General features: G+C 70.9%; 15 protein-coding genes and 1 pseudogene. 8 read left to right on the forward strand and 8 right to left on the reverse strand.

The window, feature by feature from the left end; all coding sequences use genetic code 11:
- The first annotated feature begins 409 nt into the window (after positions 1 to 409).
- Positions 410 to 937 (forward strand): hypothetical protein, encoded by a 528-nt coding sequence (locus tag ACIHAA_RS23760; RefSeq protein WP_399820344.1) that lies wholly within the window; start codon positions 410 to 412, stop codon positions 935 to 937.
- Positions 938 to 1,103: 166 nt separating this feature from the next.
- Here ACIHAA_RS23760 and ACIHAA_RS23765 read toward each other — a convergent pair.
- A pseudogene (locus tag ACIHAA_RS23765) lies at positions 1,104 to 1,690 on the reverse strand (ABC transporter ATP-binding protein).
- Positions 1,691 to 1,804: 114 nt separating this feature from the next.
- A complete protein-coding gene (locus ACIHAA_RS23770; protein WP_399820346.1) occupies positions 1,805 to 2,989 on the reverse strand; it encodes a ferritin-like protein in 1,185 nt (394 codons plus the stop codon).
- Positions 2,990 to 3,198: 209 nt separating this feature from the next.
- On the opposite strand from ACIHAA_RS23770, the gene ACIHAA_RS23775 reads away from it, so the two are divergent.
- Positions 3,199 to 3,546 carry a VOC family protein gene (locus ACIHAA_RS23775; RefSeq protein WP_399820348.1) on the forward strand — a complete coding sequence of 116 codons (348 nt, stop codon included), beginning with the start codon at positions 3,199 to 3,201 and terminating at the stop codon, positions 3,544 to 3,546.
- Positions 3,547 to 3,665: 119 nt separating this feature from the next.
- Here the strand turns inward: ACIHAA_RS23775 and ACIHAA_RS23780 are convergent, their stop codons facing one another.
- Positions 3,666 to 4,943: an alpha/beta hydrolase family protein gene (locus tag ACIHAA_RS23780; RefSeq protein WP_399820350.1), complete on the reverse strand. Its 1,278-nt coding sequence runs from the start codon at positions 4,941 to 4,943 to the stop codon at positions 3,666 to 3,668.
- Positions 4,944 to 5,371: 428 nt separating this feature from the next.
- Between ACIHAA_RS23780 and ACIHAA_RS23785 the strand changes: the two genes are divergently transcribed.
- Positions 5,372 to 5,842, forward strand: coding sequence for a hypothetical protein (locus ACIHAA_RS23785; protein ID WP_399820352.1), 471 nt, complete (start codon positions 5,372 to 5,374; stop codon positions 5,840 to 5,842).
- A 42-nt stretch (positions 5,843 to 5,884) separates the two neighbouring features.
- On the opposite strand, the gene ACIHAA_RS23790 is transcribed toward ACIHAA_RS23785, so the two are convergent.
- Positions 5,885 to 7,414: an FAD-dependent monooxygenase gene (locus tag ACIHAA_RS23790; protein WP_399820354.1), complete on the reverse strand. Its 1,530-nt coding sequence runs from the start codon at positions 7,412 to 7,414 to the stop codon at positions 5,885 to 5,887.
- 368 nt (positions 7,415 to 7,782) lie between these two features.
- Between ACIHAA_RS23790 and ACIHAA_RS23795 the strand changes: the two genes are divergently transcribed.
- Positions 7,783 to 8,175, forward strand: coding sequence for a nuclear transport factor 2 family protein (locus tag ACIHAA_RS23795; RefSeq protein WP_399820356.1), 393 nt, complete (start codon positions 7,783 to 7,785; stop codon positions 8,173 to 8,175).
- Between the two features lie 56 nt (positions 8,176 to 8,231).
- Positions 8,232 to 9,794, forward strand: coding sequence for an FAD-dependent monooxygenase (locus ACIHAA_RS23800; protein WP_399820357.1), 1,563 nt, complete (start codon positions 8,232 to 8,234; stop codon positions 9,792 to 9,794).
- A gap of 140 nt (positions 9,795 to 9,934) precedes the next feature.
- Here the strand turns inward: ACIHAA_RS23800 and ACIHAA_RS23805 are convergent, their stop codons facing one another.
- From ACIHAA_RS23805 to ACIHAA_RS23815, 3 genes are all read right to left on the reverse strand, one after another.
- Complete coding sequence (locus tag ACIHAA_RS23805; RefSeq protein WP_399820358.1) at positions 9,935 to 10,639, reverse strand: hypothetical protein; 705 nt, start codon at positions 10,637 to 10,639, stop codon at positions 9,935 to 9,937.
- A gap of 147 nt (positions 10,640 to 10,786) precedes the next feature.
- The gene (locus ACIHAA_RS23810; RefSeq protein WP_399820361.1) at positions 10,787 to 11,785 is read right to left on the reverse strand and encodes a 1-aminocyclopropane-1-carboxylate deaminase/D-cysteine desulfhydrase; all 999 of its coding nucleotides are present in this window, start codon (positions 11,783 to 11,785) and stop codon (positions 10,787 to 10,789) included.
- 107 nt (positions 11,786 to 11,892) lie between these two features.
- Positions 11,893 to 13,077, reverse strand: coding sequence for an MFS transporter (locus tag ACIHAA_RS23815; protein WP_399820363.1), 1,185 nt, complete (start codon positions 13,075 to 13,077; stop codon positions 11,893 to 11,895).
- A gap of 100 nt (positions 13,078 to 13,177) precedes the next feature.
- On the opposite strand from ACIHAA_RS23815, the gene ACIHAA_RS23820 reads away from it, so the two are divergent.
- Positions 13,178 to 14,263 (forward strand): DUF5937 family protein, encoded by a 1,086-nt coding sequence (locus ACIHAA_RS23820; RefSeq protein ID WP_399820365.1) that lies wholly within the window; start codon positions 13,178 to 13,180, stop codon positions 14,261 to 14,263.
- A gap of 19 nt (positions 14,264 to 14,282) precedes the next feature.
- Here ACIHAA_RS23820 and ACIHAA_RS23825 read toward each other — a convergent pair whose 3' ends face one another.
- Complete coding sequence (locus ACIHAA_RS23825) at positions 14,283 to 14,891, reverse strand: TetR family transcriptional regulator (RefSeq protein ID WP_399820367.1); 609 nt, start codon at positions 14,889 to 14,891, stop codon at positions 14,283 to 14,285.
- A 132-nt stretch (positions 14,892 to 15,023) separates the two neighbouring features.
- Between ACIHAA_RS23825 and ACIHAA_RS23830 the strand changes: the two genes are divergently transcribed.
- Both ACIHAA_RS23830 and ACIHAA_RS23835 read left to right on the forward strand, forming a co-directional pair.
- Complete coding sequence (locus ACIHAA_RS23830; RefSeq protein ID WP_399820369.1) at positions 15,024 to 15,449, forward strand: nuclear transport factor 2 family protein; 426 nt, start codon at positions 15,024 to 15,026, stop codon at positions 15,447 to 15,449.
- Positions 15,446 to 16,297: an NAD(P)H-binding protein gene (locus tag ACIHAA_RS23835; RefSeq protein ID WP_399820371.1), complete on the forward strand. Its 852-nt coding sequence runs from the start codon at positions 15,446 to 15,448 to the stop codon at positions 16,295 to 16,297. Before ACIHAA_RS23830 ends, ACIHAA_RS23835 begins: the two co-directional genes overlap by 4 nt.
- The last annotated feature ends 430 nt before the right edge of the window (positions 16,298 to 16,727 follow it).

Consider the following 16,727-nt stretch of genomic DNA (forward strand, 5'->3'; position numbering starts at 1 on the left):
GGGCGGGGGGGGGGGGGGGCCGCCCGGCGGGGGGGGGCGCCGGGGGGGGGGGGGGGGGCGGGCCCCCCGGGGGGGCCCCGGGGGGGGGGGGGGGGGGGGGGCCGGGGGGGGGCCCCCCCCGGCCCCTTTCCGCTGGTGAACGGCCGCCCGTTTCACCTGTCAGTTCTACGGATCCGCGGTGTGTGGCCGCACCACATACTGGGCTCCATCGATCGGCAGGGGCACCCGGGGACGGACACCTCCCGGGAACCCGGGGGGCCGGCCCGCGCTCCGCTTCCGTTCCGCTGTGCGGTCGGAAGGGGGCGGACGGCCATGTGAACGCTCGCCACTGCCGTCGTCCGAGAACCGAAGACGGGACGGGGGTTCCACCCGGACACCGCGTCTCGCGTCGCACACAAAGGGGAGTGCCATGAGGACCAGCAGAATCACGGGGCGGGCCGCGGCCTCGGTCGCCGCCGTTCTCGCCGTCGTGTTCGGATCGGCGGGGGTGGCCAGTGCCGCCAGTGGGGCGTCATCGGCCGTGGTGTCGCACGGGGCTTCGTCCGTCCGTGAACGCCCGGCGGCCACGGGGGCGACGCTGACGGACGCGTCGATCACGTTCTTCACCCTCGACGACAACAAGGACAGCGACACCCTGCTGTCCGTTCAGGTTCTGGACAGCGGCAACAAGGTGGCCGCCTCGGCGACCGGCTTCTTCGGGCAGTTCGGCGACGGCACGACCCACCCGATCACCTTGAAGGTGCGGCCGGGTGTCACCTGGGACGCCTTGCAGGCGGGTCACTTGCGGCTGAACATCCAGCCCCACGGTGACGACACCTGGAAGTTCGGGTACGAACTCGATCTGAACTTCTCCGACGGGGACTTCGCGCCGACCATCGAGAGCCGCCTGTCGCTGAGCGAGGACAACAAGACGTTCCTCGACCCGCTGCAGTTCTGACCCGAGCCCCGGCCGCCGCGTCGACGGCTGCCTGGTCGGCCCCGGCGCCCGTGTGCTCCTCCGCCTCCTTCGAGGGGAGGAGCACACGGGCGCCCCCCGTCCTGGGAATGGCTCATTTTCGGGCGACTTCGGGCGCGGCGCCGAGCTGCCCGGCCGTCACTCACCGTCACGTGGGCTGCGGTGCGCGACTCCGGGGTATCACCACCGGTGCGCCGTCCGAGAGCGCGTGGAGGATGTCGGCGTCCACCCGGTGCAGCTCCTTGACCAGTGCCTCGTCCACGATGTCGCGGGGAGGCCCCTGGGCGAGGACCCGCCCGTCCTTCACGGCGATCACGGTGTCGGCGTAGCGCGCGGCGGAGGCCAGGTCGTGCAGCACCATGACCACGGTCCGGCCGTCGGCGGCCACCCGGCGGACGAGCTCCAGGACGTCGACGACATGGCCGGGGTCGCCGAGGTCGAGGGCGCTGGTGGGCGCAGGATCCCCTGGTGGGGGTGGCGGCCGTAGCGGACCAGGCTGGTGACGGTGACGGCCTCGGGTGCGCGCGGCGACTGCGGCAGCAGGGCTATCCTGCGGGCGGCCTGACGTTGAGTCAGTTTCCAGATGTCGGCGCCGTCGGCGTGGACGCTGCCCGATTCGGGGCGGTGCAGCAGGGTGGACTTGCCACAGCCGTGGGGGCCGACGATCACGGCGACCCGGCCCGCGGGGACGGTCAGGTCGACGTGGTGCACGACTCGGTGGCTCGCGAGGAGCAAGCCCGCCGTGAGCGACTGGACCTCCCCCGGCCCATGCGACGGTGCGGCGGCCCCTCTTCTCCGACGGGGCCGCGGCACCCGGACCGTGTGCCGCCCTCAGACCGTGCGCCGCGGTCAGACCGGGCGGAACTGGGGACCGTAGGTCTCCCGTCCGCCGGAGATGGGGATCTCCATCAGCTCCACCGCCGGTGACTCCAGCCGGTGCATGGCGGAGACCGCTGTTTTCAGGGCGCGGCGGTCGCCCCTGGCCCAGGCCGCGTCGAGATTCTCCAGCACGGCGGTGTAGGTGATGTCGAAGTCGTTGAGGAGCCGGCGGACCGGGGTGGGCGGGCGAACCCAGCCGCCCGCCGGGACCCTGGCCATCGGGCGGGTCTCGGGGAACGGCACGGGCGTCCCGGTGAAGTCCCACTGTCCGCCCGTCTCGCGCAGTCGCCGCCCGTGGTAGATCTCCGCGAAGGCGTAGTAGTGCGCCGGGTGGTCGTCCTGGAGGGCGTCGTCGGGTGAGCTGTCGGTGCCCTCGCCCTGCTCCCGGATGATCTCCAGGGAGCGCTCCACATCACTCGGCGTCAGCACCGGTCTGAGCAGATCGGCGCCGATGTGCTCGGACAGCTGTCCGCGTGCCGACAACACGGGTGCCGTGGCCCGGAACGCGTTCAGCAGGTCACCGTAGAAGGCGCCGACGCTCGGCGGGTCGTCCGCGCTCCGGGTGAGTGGTTCCTCGGGGGCTTCGATGGCCATCATCACATCGCAGACGAATGATCGGGTCAGGCCCGACAGATAGACGTTCACGCCGGGGCGTACGCCCCCGGGCAGCGGGCCGGGGTAGGCGGGCGCCGAGTCCCTGATGCGTGGCCGTCCGCCCACGGCCACCAGCAGGTTGCAGACCACGCCCAGGTGGTACATCTCATTGCCGACGATGCGGCGGATCAACCGGGCCGCCTCACCGCCGCGGTCCGTGATCGACCACCAGCCGCACAAGTACGGTGGAATGGTGGAGAGTTCGAGCTCCAGAGCGACCTGGAGGGACGCCTTCAGCCAGTCGAGACCGCGGCCGCTCTCGGGGACGGCGAGCAGCCGCGCCACGGTCCCCGGATGCGGTGCCCCGGACAGCCCGTCGAAGGGCGACCCGGCGAGGGACGGCCCGGCGAGGGACGGCCCGGCGGCATGAGCCGGACCGGCCGCCGTGACCGAAGTGGCGGCCGCCGCCCCGGTCGCCGCCAGAAAGTGTCTCCGTCTGAGCCGGGCGGTGGCAGACTCCCCGGGGTCTTCGCCCTCCATCGACATCGCAACCTCCCGCACCCAGTCATGATCCGGCGCCGACCTGCTTCGCCAGTGCCCCTCCGACATCTGGCGAAGCTAGCAGCAGCCCTCTCCGCTCCCCCGGCGCACGGGGCCGGGAGGGCCGCCTGCCACACCGACGGCCCAGCGGGAGGGCTGTGCGGCGGCGGGTGTGCCGTAGTACTGGTGGAGGGTCCCGGAGACATGTCCGCTCTCACCTGGAGTCGTCGATGGCCGTACGTCGTGTGGTGCCCAACATCCAGTCGGAGGCAGGGCAGGAGAGCAGGGAGTTCTATGGCCTGCTGGGTTTCGAGGAGGTCATGAACCATGGCTGGATCATGACCCTGGCCTCCCCGTCCAGTCCGGCGGCGCAGATCAGTGTGATGACGAGCGACAGGACGGCCCCGGTCACCCCCGACATGAGTGTCGAGGTGGACGACGTGGATGCGGCCTATGCGGCCGTGCGGGACAGTGGCGCGGAGATCGTCCACCCCTTGCAGGACGAGGAGTGGGGCGTGCGGCGGTTCTTCGTCCGCGACCCCAACGGGCGGGTCGTCAATGTACTGTCCCACCGCTGACGGCGTTCTCCCGCGGCCGTACTCCCGCGACCGTTCTCCCGCAGCGGGCCGCGCGGCTGTCGGCCCGCGTCGCCTCGCTGCGGCGCGGTGTTGCCCCGGGGACTTCCCCGGGGAGCGCATCAGTTGACGAATTCCATGGCCGGATACTCGGCCGACGGGCCGTCCAGCAGGTGTGAGTGGCGACCGCGCAGCCAGCGATCGAAGTATGCCGCCGTATAGGCCTCGTTGGTGCGTATCGCCGTGGCCGGATCGATGGTGCCGAGGTCGGCGGTCTGTACGGAGGGGGACAGACCGAGCTGCGGAAGGAGGGCCTCCGCGTCGGTGAACGAGGCGTGCTCCGAACCTCGCAGCGTGAGTTGCCGGGTCCAGCCCCGGGTGTTGTCGCGGAATGCCTGCCAGCCGGGGCCGGTGTCCGTGGTGCCGTCCTTGCCCATAAGCATCAGGGGCCGGTCGAGGCCGTGCTGCGCGACCGGCATGAGCGAGCCGTCGAAGTTGGTGAGGTTGCCGTCCATGTCCAGACCCGCGGCGATCCGGGGGTCGGCGTCCATCGTCATCGCTGTGGCGGTGCCGCCCATCGAGTGGCCGAACATGCCGACCTTGGACAGGTCCAGCCGCCGGGCGAGGCCGTCCGGGAGCCGCCGGGCTTCCGCATCCGGGTTCCGGCCGGAGGTCAGGAGCTGGAGTTGCTCCAGCACGAACCGGGTGTCGGCGACCCGGACGGCGAGAGCCTTCCGGATGAAGGAGTCGGGATCGGTCGGCGGCAGCATGGTGGCGAGTGAGCCGTTGGGGAACTGGACCTCGGGCGACTCATAGGTGTGGTCGAGGGTGACCACGACATAGCCGCGGCTGGCCAGGTCGGTCACCAGGGAGGTGCCCCAGGTCCGGGGTTCGCCGAGGCCCGGGGAGTAGATCACCACCGGCAGTCGGCCGTCCGGTCCGGGGGCCACCGGTGCGCCCTGCGCCACATGGGTGACCGTGTCCGCCCAGTCGGTCCGGCCGGTCGGCAGTTGCAGCCCGAGGTAGGTGTTGGCGGTGACGCCGTCGAAGTGCGCGGCCGCCGCGGGCAGCATGTACGGGGCCGCCGGGAAGCCGGCGGTGCGCCCCGCCGGGTAGTACACACCGGCCATCAGCTCGCGGTGGCTCTGCCCGGACTGCCATGGATCGGGGCGCGACTGGTCGACCAGGTGCAGTGCCACTTCGCCGACCCGGTACCGGCCGGTGGGGGCGGGGAGGACAGGGCGGTGGGCCGACTGGGGAGCATGGGTCGCGGGGTCCGCGGGGGCCGACGCCCGGGCGGGGAGGGCACCGGCCAGGGCACAGACCGCCGCGACCGCGCAGGTGGTGACCACACGCAGAACGGACATGCCCCGGTGGGCGAAGGGCTGATGGTTCGTCATGACACACAGAGTGACGTCCCGGCGGCTCCTCTCGAATCGGGGAAGACCCTGACATCGCCCCCGGGATAACCCTGGGGCCGTACAGGCCGTACATCTTCGCGGCCTCGAGACCCCGGCAGATGGGTTTCCCTCCTCGGCATGGACGACGTAAAGCAGGCCGCGACACCTTTGACATGTCCCGGACTTCTGCCTCGGACTTCTGTCTCGTGAGTGAAGTCCGAGAACCATGGTGCCCTCTTTGCGAATGCGTTGTCCGTTCACCCGATGCAAAGACCGTGACGGTTAATGCCTTCCACGGTGCGGCTCGCTCTCCGTCGTTGCGCAAGGCCGGACTTCACCTTTCGCACCCCGACATGCCGCGCACGTTCCCTTTGAATCGAGGCCGTATGCGCATGAAGTTATCGGGTTGCCTGGCAGGCGCGGCAGCGATGACCGCCTTCGCCGTACTCGGCACCCCCGCCGCCCACGCCGCCACCCGGCCCGCGGCCCACACCGGCACCTTCACCATCCCGGCCGGTCAACGCAGCGCCACCATGAGCCTGGAGGGGGCGAGCGTCACCGTCGTCAGATCGGTGCACGCCTCCCCCAAGGACGCCACGACGTGTTCCGTCACCGCCTACAACCCGTACCGCACTCCCAGCGGCGGCGTGGGCGGCGGCGTGGGCGTCAGCTGCAACGGCAGGTCCGCGTCGATCAATGTCGTCGCAGCCTTGTACCGCAACGGCAGTCTGATCACCTCCAGTCAGGTGACGGTGTACAACACCACATTCGGCGGTACGACCGCCCAGACCGCGTATCAGAGCGGGAAATGGAAGACGGGCGGGGTCTCCACCTATGTCGGGTACGACGGCGGCGCAACGGCCACCGACGAGAAGTACAGCGCGACGGTGACGCTGTAGAAGTCGCTGCTGCCGGTCCGCCCCACCGCATGGGACACGGTGTTACTCCGAGGACGCGCCGACGAGGTCGGACTCGGCCGTTGCCCTTCCGTATTCCGCTGGGATCCGATCCGGAGCGCTTGCGGTGGTGCGCGCCCAAGCGATGTGGCCGTCGGGACGCACCAGGACTGTGCCCAGGTTGTCCCAGTCCTGGTGCGCAGTGGTCGGGCAGGCGACCACTGTCCGCACCCGCTCCGCACCGCCTGCGAGTTTCCCGCTGAGGGCGATGGCGTCCGGGTCGATCATGGCTGCATCAGCCGTCACCAGGTGGAGCAGGACGAAGCGTCCATCGGCCAGCAGAGGATAGAGACTTGGGGCCGAAGCGCCTTCCAGACCGATGTCGGGGGCGCGCATGCCGATCAGCGGGCCACCCTCCGCGGAGGGGTAGCAGACGTCCAGGGCGGCGACCTGACTGGCCAGTTCGCGATTGACTTCGGGATGGCGGGCGAGGACTCTGTCCACGACCGTGCGCAGCATCCGCATGTCCGGCGTGTGGATGGCGCCGAGGGCCGTCTGGGCCTGGGTGTTCTCCAGCAGCGCGGCCCCGATGGGGTGGCGCTCCTTGTGATACGTGTCCAGCAATTCGGCCGGTGCACGGTGGTGACAGACGGAGGCGAGCTTCCAGCCGAGGTTGAAGGCGTCCTGTAGTCCTACGTTGAGCCCCTGGCCTCCGAACGGCATATGCATGTGCGCGGCGTCGCCGGCGAGCAGGGCACGTCCTTCACGGTAGCGGGCGGCCTGTCGTGCGGCGTTGCCGTAGCGGGAGAGCCAACGGGCGTCCCGCATACCGAAGTCGGTGCCGGCCACCGCGATCGTGGCTGAGCGCAGCTCCTGGAAGGTCAGTTCCTGTGAAGCCGGGATGGTGGAGAGGTCACGCGTAGTACCGACGATCCGGTGATACCCGTCTTCCAGAGTGAAGATGTTGATACCGCCGTGCTCGTTGCGGTACGGCTGCGCGGGCGCCGTGGGCGGGGTTTCGAGCAGCACATCACCCAGGAACCCGGAAACGGTCGACGAGGTGCCGGGGAATTCGATGCCGACCGAGGTGCGGACGGTGCTCCCGGCGCCGTCGCAGCCCACCACCCAGTCCGCCTGCATCGTATGGACCCCGCTGGGAGTCTCCACTTCCACGGTGACGGTGTCCGCGTCCTGGTGCACCGCCCGCACCTGGTGCTGCCACCGGATCTCCCCGCCCAGCTCCCGCAGCCACTCCTCCAACAGGTGTTCGGTGCGCACCTGACTGGTGATCAACGTGAAGGGGAAACGGCTGTCCAGCACGGACAGGTTCAGCGGCGTGGAAAGGCCGCCGTAGTTGGAGACAGGAAGCCGAGCGCCCTTGCTGGCGAATCGCTCGCATATGCCGCGCATCGCGAATATCTCCAGAGTGCGCGTGTGGAGTGCCAGCGCCTTGGAGTACGAGCCACGCCCGGCTGCGCGCTCGAGTACGGTGACGGCCACACCCGCCAGCCGCAGTTCTGCGGCAAGCATCAACCCCGTCGGGCCCGCCCCGACCACTATGACCTCGTCCGACATCGGCCTTCCCTTCCGGAGTTATCCTTTTATATTAAAAAAGAATGCAGCACGAGGCAGGGCAGGGCCATCCGGTAAAGGAGAATTACCACTCTCCCAGCCTAATTTCATGCCCCATTCGGGGAATTGGACGAGCCACTCGCAGCAACGCAGAACCCCCGGCAGGCCGGAGAACGGCCGGGCGGTCGCGAGGGCTGCACTCGTAGCGGCGCTCCCTCGGCCGACAGCCGCGCGACACCGCCGCGACAACGCGGGGCAGTGCATCCGCGTCACCCAAGACGCGTGCGCGCCGCACGCACTGGGTGCTACAGTGAAGGCGAAGCGTGCGCAGCGCACGCATCGCGAACGCACTCGCCCCGAAGGGAACTCCCATGACCCGCACCGGCATCCAGGCCGCCCTCACCGACCTGCTCCTCAACGACACGATCACCCTGGACGAGGCCGCCGACCGCCACTTCGCCCCCGAGTACCGCCAGCGCACGGACGGCGAGTGGGCCGACCGCGCCGAATTCCTGGAGCACATCAGCCACCTGCGGACCCTGGTCGCCGACGGCCGGGTCGAGGTCCACGAGGAGCTGTTCGACGGCACCAAGTACGCCGACCGGCACACCTGCTACATCACCAAGAAGGACGGCTCGACCGTGACCATGGAGGTCTATGTGTTCGCCGACCTGGCGTCCGACGGCCGCTTCAGCCGTATCGAGGAGACCACCCTGATGCTCCAGGGCTCGGACGACGACCGCAATCTCGGCAGCGCCCGCTGAGCCACCGCGGATTCGTCGAGCTCTTCATTCCCCGGACAGAAGGAAGGTGGGACCCAGTGAGGAATGCCCTAGGCACCGAGGCCCGAGCGGACGCCGACGTGGTCGTGGTGGGAGCCGGACCGGTCGGGCTCTGGCTCGCCGCCGAACTGCGGCTGCGCGATGTGTCGGTGATCGTCCTGGAGAAGAACGCGACACGTGATCCCCGCTCACGTGCGGTGGGCATGCAGGCCGGGACATTGGACACCTTCGCCACGCGCGGTGTCGCCGAGCGTTTCATCGAACGCGGAATACCGGTTCCCACCGGGCACTTCGGTGCCGCGGGCACCCGGCTGGACTTCCGCGGTACGGGGGCCCTGCACCCGTTCTCGCTGGCGCTGGGCCAGTGTGAGACCGAGCAGCTCCTTGAGGAGTACGCCACGTCGGTCGGGGCCGAGGTCCGCCGCGGCCAGGAGCTGGTCTCACTGGCACAGGACGAGTACGGGGTCCAGCTCGTCGTCGGTTCCGGCGGCAGGCTGGGCACCGTGCACGCCCGCTGGGTCGTCGGGTGCGACGGCACCCGGAGCGCCGTACGCGAAGCCGCCGGAATCGACTTCCCGGGCTCCGACACCACACTGACCGGCTGGCTGGCCGATGCCGTCCTGGAGGATCCGTCCCAGGAGCCGCTGATGACCAGGGGACCCGCGGGTGTCGTCATCTCCGTTCCACTGGGGAACGGGGTGCACCGCCTCGCGGGCATCTCCACGGCCACCATGCGTCAGGGCACGGGCGCTCCCCTGACGCTGGAGGAAGCACGGGAGTACACCCGGGCGGTGGTGGGCCACGACCTGGGCATGCATTCGCCCCGATGGCTCTCCACATACGGCAACGCCACCCGGCAGGCGGCCACGTACCGCTCGGGGCGCGTGCTGCTCGCGGGAGACGCGGCCCATATGTTCTTCCCCGCGGGCGGCCAGGGCATGAACCTCGGTATCCAGGACGCCGCCAACCTCGGTTGGAAGCTCGCGGCGACGGTGCAGGGGCGCGCCACGGCCTCCCTGCTCGACAGCTACGACGTCGAACGGCGCCCGGCGGCAGCCGCGGTCATGGACAACACGCGTGCCCAGGTCGCGCTGTTCTGCGCCGAATCGCCGGAGGAGGTCGCCCTGCGCGACGCCTTCTCGGAAGCCCTGGCACAGCCGGAGACCAATCTGCTGTGGGCCCGACGGGTGGCCGGGTTCGGCGACCCTCGATACGGCATCCCCGCCGAACCCGACGGCGGTCCGGCGCATCCCCTGGCCGGGACACGGCTCGCCGGTCTCGTCCTGCGCTCCGACACGACTCCGTCCATGGCCCCACACCCCTTCCTGCACGACGGCAGGATGGTGCTGCTCGACCTCGACGGCGGGCACACCCCGCTGACCGGCGCGACGGGCGCCGGTGATGTGGCACACCATGGGGCCGCCGTCGACCGTGTCCTGGCCGCCGAACCGTGGCACGACGTCACCAGTGTCCTGATCCGGCCGGACGCGCGCATCGCCTGGGCCAGCACGGACCACGATCCGCAGCGCCGCGCCCGGGGTGCCGCCGCCGCTGTGCGCACCATGCTGGTGCCGGGCGGCTCGACGGGACTCCGTTACTGACCCCGTCGGATGCGGGCCGGGACGGTGACGTCGGATGAGCCCTGTGGCGCACCGCACCCTCACGTGGGACCGGCGTGGACACACACCGGCCCCGCGTGCGGGGCGGCTCCTGGCGCCGCCGGGTTGTGAACCGTGTCGGTTCAGACGTCAGCTGGAGCGCTGATCAGCTGCCGGAGGTGGTGAATGAGGTCCGGGTCGTCGAGACGGGAGTCGGTGACCCGGTCGCGCACATCGATGAGGAGCCATTCCACCAGCTCCGCGGTGGCGTGGTACTCACTGTAGAACCCCAGGCTCAGGTCGGAGATCTCGTACTCGAACAGCACGTCGGCCATCAGGTCCGCCAGGTGCGCGTCGGCGGCCGGGGTGCGGGTGGCGGTCCATCTGTCCAGCCAGGGGCGCAGGCTGTCGGTGGCGACGGTGACGAGGGCAAGGGTGTCCCTGATGGACACCGGGCTGGGATGGGTGTGCAGGGTGGCATGCCACCATGCGGTCCAGACGTTGCGAAGAGCATCGGCCACGGGCGCGTCCCAGGTACTCCAGCCCGCCTCGACCAGGCGGCTGGCGATCAGCTCCTCGGAGACGTGGAACTCACCTGCGACAAGGGGGCGGATGATGCGCGGGACGAGACGGCGGTAGAGACGCGGGAAGTCGTCCCAGTGGCTGGGCACCTCTCCGGCGGCCGCGGACACCATGTCGTCGGGTATGAGATGCAGCGGCCCGGAGAGTTCGGCGAGTCCCTCCTCGCCGTAGCAGTACGTGCAACCGCCGACGGGGAACGGCTCTTCGGAGGCGAAGGCGCGGTCCAGTGCATCGAGGGCTGTCATGAGGTGCTGATGGTGTGACATGGCGCCCCACTGGGGACTCCGTCCGGGTGACCGGCGAAGGCCGCAGGCTATCAGGCTGCGCCGGAGCTGAGGCTGCGGACTGAGGCGTCATTGCCCGACTCCGCCTCGGAATTCACCGTAGGTCCGTCCGGACGGCCGTCGTAGGGCTCAACGCGGGCCATGTGTGTGGAGGAACAGCACGGGGCCGGGGCCCAGACGGCCGTCGTCGGCCATCGCGAGCAGTGCCGCCAGTGCTTTGGCGGTGTAGACGGTTTCGAGGTGCAGCGATGCGGTGGCCGCGGCGAGGGAGCGGGCCCGTTCGGCCTCGGGTGTGGTGTGGCCGTAGCCCGGGCCCAGCCAGTCCCTGACCATGGTCACCTCGTCCGCGGCGAGGCCGACCGGCGGGAAGTCCGCGCCCCGTTCCCGGAGCAGACGTTCCGTCCGGCGGGCCAGTGCCGCGACGGCCGGGCCGTCCAGGCGCAGGGAGTCGTTGACGACCGCACCCACCACCCGACTCCGCACCCCCGCCAGCCGCAGGCCGAGCGCCAGTCCGGCCGCCGTGCCCCCGGTACCGACCGCGGTGACCACATGGGAGGGCTCGGGCAGCTCCCCCGCCGCTATCTGATCGGCGAGTTCAAGGGCCGCTTCGACATAGCCGAGGGTGCCGACAGCGGAGGAGCCGCCCGCGGGAAGGACGTAGGGAGGCCTGTGGCCGGTGGTGTGCCGCAGGAACAGCCAGGGGGCGGTGGCGATGGTCCGCCGCTTGGTGCGGGTGAAGTGCAGTACGGCGCCCGAACGCCGCAGCCGGGCCAACTGCCCCCGCACATGGTCGTCGACGGGCTGGTCGACCAGGGCGATCGCGGTGGTGAGGCCGTGCTCCCGGCCGTAGAGGGCTGCGGCAAGGCCCCAGTTGGTGCCGAGGCCGCCCGCGGTGAGGAGAGTGCGCGCCTGCCGTCGGTGGGCGTCCGGCAGGATCCATTCCAGCTTGCGGATCTTGTTGCCGCCCCAGCCGCCCTCCCCGTAGACGCTGTCGTCCTTGCACCAGACCGGGACCGCGTCGGTCAGCCCGCTCAGGCGCCGGACCGGCGTCGGTGCCCAGCCGAGCCGGAGGTGGGGCAGCGTGTCGGCCACTTCGGGGAAGCGTCCGTGCAGCAGCGGACGGCTCATGCATGCGCCCCCTCCACCGGGTAACTCCTGTGATTTTAGGCGGGGTTGCACCCTGCGCCTACGGTCGCGTCGGCAGAGGTTCCTGAGGGGAAGGGGACGGTGCCGGTTCAGCGGGCGACGGCTGACGCGGAGAGGAGGGTCGCGGCGGCGAGGGTGCCCCAGAGCACGGCCGGGCCCTGCGGGGCGAGGCCGGTGATCACCGCCGGGGAGACGGCGAGGCCGAAACCCGTGGAGAGCTGGAAGCGGGCGAGGGCCCGTCCCAGGGCGTGGGCGGGGGCGAGTGCGGTGACCAGGGCGGTGGCGCTGCCCGCGTAGATGATCTCTCCGAGGGTGCAGACCACGGACACCGCGGCGACGGCCGGGGCGGCCCAGCCGCTGCCCAGCAGGGCGGCCACGAGAAAGCCGAGATACGACACGGTGAGCACCACACCGGCCAGCGCCAGGGCGGTGCGGCGGGGGATGCGGGACATCAGGACGGTGACCGGGACCTGGAGGGTGACCACCAGCACGGTGTTGGCCACGAAGACGGCCGCCGACCACACCGGGGAGGCGTGCAGCTGTGACACCAGGATCAGGGGGAGCGCGATTTCGGGGACGTTGAGGCAGAAGACGTAGACCACATTGGCGGCCAGCAGTGTGCGCATCCGGGGTGCGGGCTCGCCCTCGGCGGACCTGGCGGGGGCGGTGGCCGGATCCGCGTGCACCTGAACCGACCAGGCCAGGACGGCGGCCGCGAGACAGCTGAGTCCGGTGACTGCCGCCAGCGCCTGAAGCGCCGCGGTGCCGCCCGTCAGGCAGGCGGCGGCCAGGAGTGCGCCCAGGCCCAGACCGGCGTTGCGCCGGGAGCGGCCCGCCGCCAGGGCCGCGTCGCGTTCCCGGCCGTGGGCGAGCGTGGCGACGAGGGCGGCATGGGCGGCCGGCCAGGCCTGATTGCCCATACCCAGGAAGAGTGCCGCAGCCGCGAACAGCCAGACGCAGCCGGCCGGGGCGGCGAGCAGCAGCGCCACGCCGAGCACCCGTACGAGCATCGACGCCGCCACCGCCGTACTCCGTGCACCGCGGTCCAGCCATCGGCCCACCACGGGCATGCATCCCAGGCCCATGGCCACGCCGACCGTCATGGCGGTTCCGGTGACCGGCGCGGACAGGTGGAGCACCATGACTCCGTAGAGCAGGAGGAAGGGCCGCAGCAGGCCGGTGCCGAGCGCGTCCACGGCCAGGGCGACGGCGTAGCGGGGGCCTCCGAAGGCGCGGACGAGGGAGCGGGGCTGGATCGTGGTGGTGAGGGCCATGGCGCCCACGCTGCGTTCGGGCGCCCGACGGCGGCACGCGGGTTGACGGACACCGTCAATCGACGAGGTCACCGGCGGTCCGGCCGGTGATGATGAGGGGATGACCCTGAGGATCGACATCACCGGGCTGCCCTCCGAGCGGCTGCGCTTCGCGGCCTCCCCGCTGGCCGAGCTGACCGCGATGCTGCATGTGCTGGCCGAACCCGGGCATCATCCGCAACTCGCGGACTGGGCAGGGAAGGTGTGGGCAGGGCTGCGGCCGGAACTGGCCGAGCGGTTGCGGGAGGCGGAGTTCCTCTGGCGTTCCTCACGGGCCGACTTCCTGGTCCCCGCCCGGCCGCGGCCGACTCTCGCCGAGGAACTGGACGACGTGGACCGGATCGACGACGAGAGATATGTGACCGCGGCGCTCGTCACCACCTGCGGCAGCAACCGGGTCCACTTCGCCGGACCGTCACCGCTGGCCGACACCGCGGCGCGGGAACGGGCCCTGGACCTGGCGCAGGCCCGCGGTGCGCTCCAGGAGGCCTTCGCCGAACGGCTGCTCGCGGATCCCGGTGCCGTACGGGCCCGGATACGCGACACGCTCGAACAGTGCGCCGAGGCCTTCTTCGACGAGGCCTGGCGGGACGTCGCGGTGCCGCTCGCGACCGATCTGCGCCTGAAGAACGACCTGTTGAAGCGCCAGGGAGTGGGGGCCGCCCTCGCATCGGTGTCCGGTGCCGTCACGCTGGCGCCGGACGGTGGCCGCATCGTCGTGGACAAGCTTCAGGACAACGCGACCGACGCCCGCGGCACCGGTGTCACCTTCCTGCCCAGTGCCTTCGGCCGCCCCCATCTGGTGGTGGTGCACGCGCCGAGGTGGCAGCCGGTGGTGCAGTACCCCGTGGCCGAACCGACTTCCCCGGAGCCGGTTCCGCTGGACACGGTCGCGCTGCGGCTGGAGGCGCTCGCCCATCCGCTGCGGCTTCGGCTGCTGCGCACCCTGGCCCGCGGCCCGCACACCACGGGTGAACTGGCCCATGCCTGGGAACTCTCCCCGCCGGAGGTCTCCCGCCACCTTGCCGTGCTGCGCCGCGCGGGTCTGCTGACCTCCCGGCGGCACGGCCGCTATGTCCGCTACTCCCTCAGCCTTCCCGAGGTGACGGCGTTGGGGACCGATCTGCTGGCGGCCGTACTGCGCTGAACGGCGGCGGCTCGCCCGGTCAGTCCGCGGCGGCCGCCTCCCGCGGGGAGCCCGTGCCCAGGACCCGGGTGGTGAAGTCCGCCAACTGCGCCCGCAGTCCGTCCCTCGATACGCGCTCCTGCCCGGTCAGATGCTCGACAAGGTCCGCCCGGGTGGCGGCGAGCAGGGCGTGTGCGGTGAAGTCGCTGTTGGTGAGGCCCGGGATCTGCTCCAGTACGGAGCGCAGCAGGCCGTGCCATCGCTCGTAGTGCTCCGCCTGGTAGGGGCTGCTGCTCCCGCTCTCCTCCAGGGCCACGGTCAGTCGGCGGTTGTCGATTTTGAAGCACAGGAGGGCGTCGAGCAGGGCCAGTGCGCGCTGCTCGGGCAGTGCCGCGGGGCCGAGGGGCGGCGGTCCGCTGTCGACGGCCCGGCTGATCGGTTCGAGCCGCGCCTGGTACAGCGCGCGGAGCAGTCCGGCGCGATCGCCGAAGGCTCGGAAGAGTGTTCCCTTGCCCACCCCTGCCGCAGCCGCGACATCGGCCATGGTGACGTCCTCGGGGCTCTCGCGGCGGGCGAAGAGGGCATCGGCGGCCGCGAGGACGGCTTCCCGGTTACGGACGGCGTCCACGCGGGACTTGCGCTCGGCCATGCTGCCACTCCTCCACCTGTCCACTTGGACACTTGTTCGTCCGTTCACTTGCCCGCTTGCAAAAACGGACCCGGGGTCCGTATCTTCAAAATCCGGACCTCGGGTCCGGATTCTACGAGAGGGAGGACACCCATGTCCGCACCGACTGCCCCCGCGGAGCTCTTCCGCCGCAGCCTGCGGCTCCTGCTGGACAAGGACATCCCGGGGTGGGTCGCCCTGTGGGCCGAGGACGGCGTGATGGAGTTCCCCTTCGCTCCCGACGGCTGGCCCGGCCGCCTGGAGGGCAGAGAGGCCGTCGCCGCCTATATGGCGCACTACCCCGACCACATCGATCTGCACGACTTCCCCGACCTGCGGATCCACCAGACCACCGAGCCCGGGACCATCGTGGTCGAGATGCGCGGCACGGGCCGCCTGGTGGAGAGCGACCGCCCCTTCGACATGACCTATATCGCCGTTGTCACCGTTCGGAACGGGCACATCACCTCCTACCGCGACTACTGGAACCCCCTCGCGGTCCTCGACGCCGGCACCGACTTCACCAGGAGCAACCGATGACCACTCCCCCCGGCACCACCCTGGTGACCGGCGCCACCGGCACCACCGGCGGCCGCACCGCCGCGCAGCTGACGGCCGCCGGTCACCGCGTCCGGGCCGCCAGCCGGTCCGCCGTCCCGGTCCCCGGCACCGAACCGGTCGCCTTCGACTGGTACGACCCGGCCACCCACGCGCCCGCGCTCGACGGAGTCGACCGCGTCTATCTCGTACCGCCCACAGGTGACCCCGACCCGGCGGCGGTCATGCTGCCCTTCCTCCGCGCGGCCCGCGCAGCCGGTACGCACCGCGCGGTACTCCTCAGCTCCTCAGCCATCCCCGCGGGCGGCCCTGCGGTGGGCGCGGTGCACCAGGCGCTGCCCGGGCTGTTCGACGAGTGGGCGGTGCTCCGGCCCTCCTGGTTCATGCAGAACTTCACCGGCGCCCATGCGCACGCCCTCGACATCCGCCGGGACGGCACCCTCTGGACGGCCACCGGGAGCGGCCGGGTGGGCTTCATCGACGCCGAGGACATCGCGGCCGTCGCCGTCCACGCGCTGACCTGCGACCCCGCCCCCAACACCGACCTCGTCCTCACCGGGCCCGAGACGCTCGGCTACGACGACATCGCCGCGACCATCACCGAGGTCACCGGCCGCCGTGTGGTCCACCGCCCGCTGTCCCCCGACGCCCTGCGCGATCGTCTCGCCACGCTGATGCCCCCGGAGTTCGCCTCCATGCTGGCCGCCATGGACCACGCCATCGCCGAGGGCTCGGAGGACCGCGTCACCGACACGGTCCACCGCCTCACCCGCCGCCCCGCGCGGACCTTCCGTACTCTGGTGGAGAGGGAGATGGGACACGGCGGCTGAAGTTTCGAGGCGTTCGGCATGAGCGCTCCACAAGCCTCTCCTGATCCCGGCTACGCATATGGCCAGTTACCGCTCGCAACAGCGGGACATCGGCGACGCGTCGCAACATCACGGCCGGGTAGGGGAGGAGAGGCGGCGATCCAGCGCTCGGCTTGGCGGAGCTTGTTCACGGATACCTTCGCCACATCTTGGAGCACGTTGGTGTAATACCCGTCGCGCGCGGCGACCGTGGTGGTGAGCGACACCCCACGCGCACCAGACCAAGGATCACGCAGCCGCCTCGGCTGCCGGAGATCATACCGACACGGGTAACGGTGGAGTCGTCGCCCATCACCGGCTGCGGCAGCGGGGCCAAGTGCATGCGCTCTGTCCCCTCTGCCAGACAGCTGCATGCCTTGGCGGAACTGCGTGTCTCGCTGATGACCTTCTG

Source organism: Streptomyces sp. NPDC052040, from assembly GCF_044548405.1.
In the GTDB taxonomy this organism is placed as follows: Bacteria; Actinomycetota; Actinomycetes; order Streptomycetales; family Streptomycetaceae; genus Streptomyces.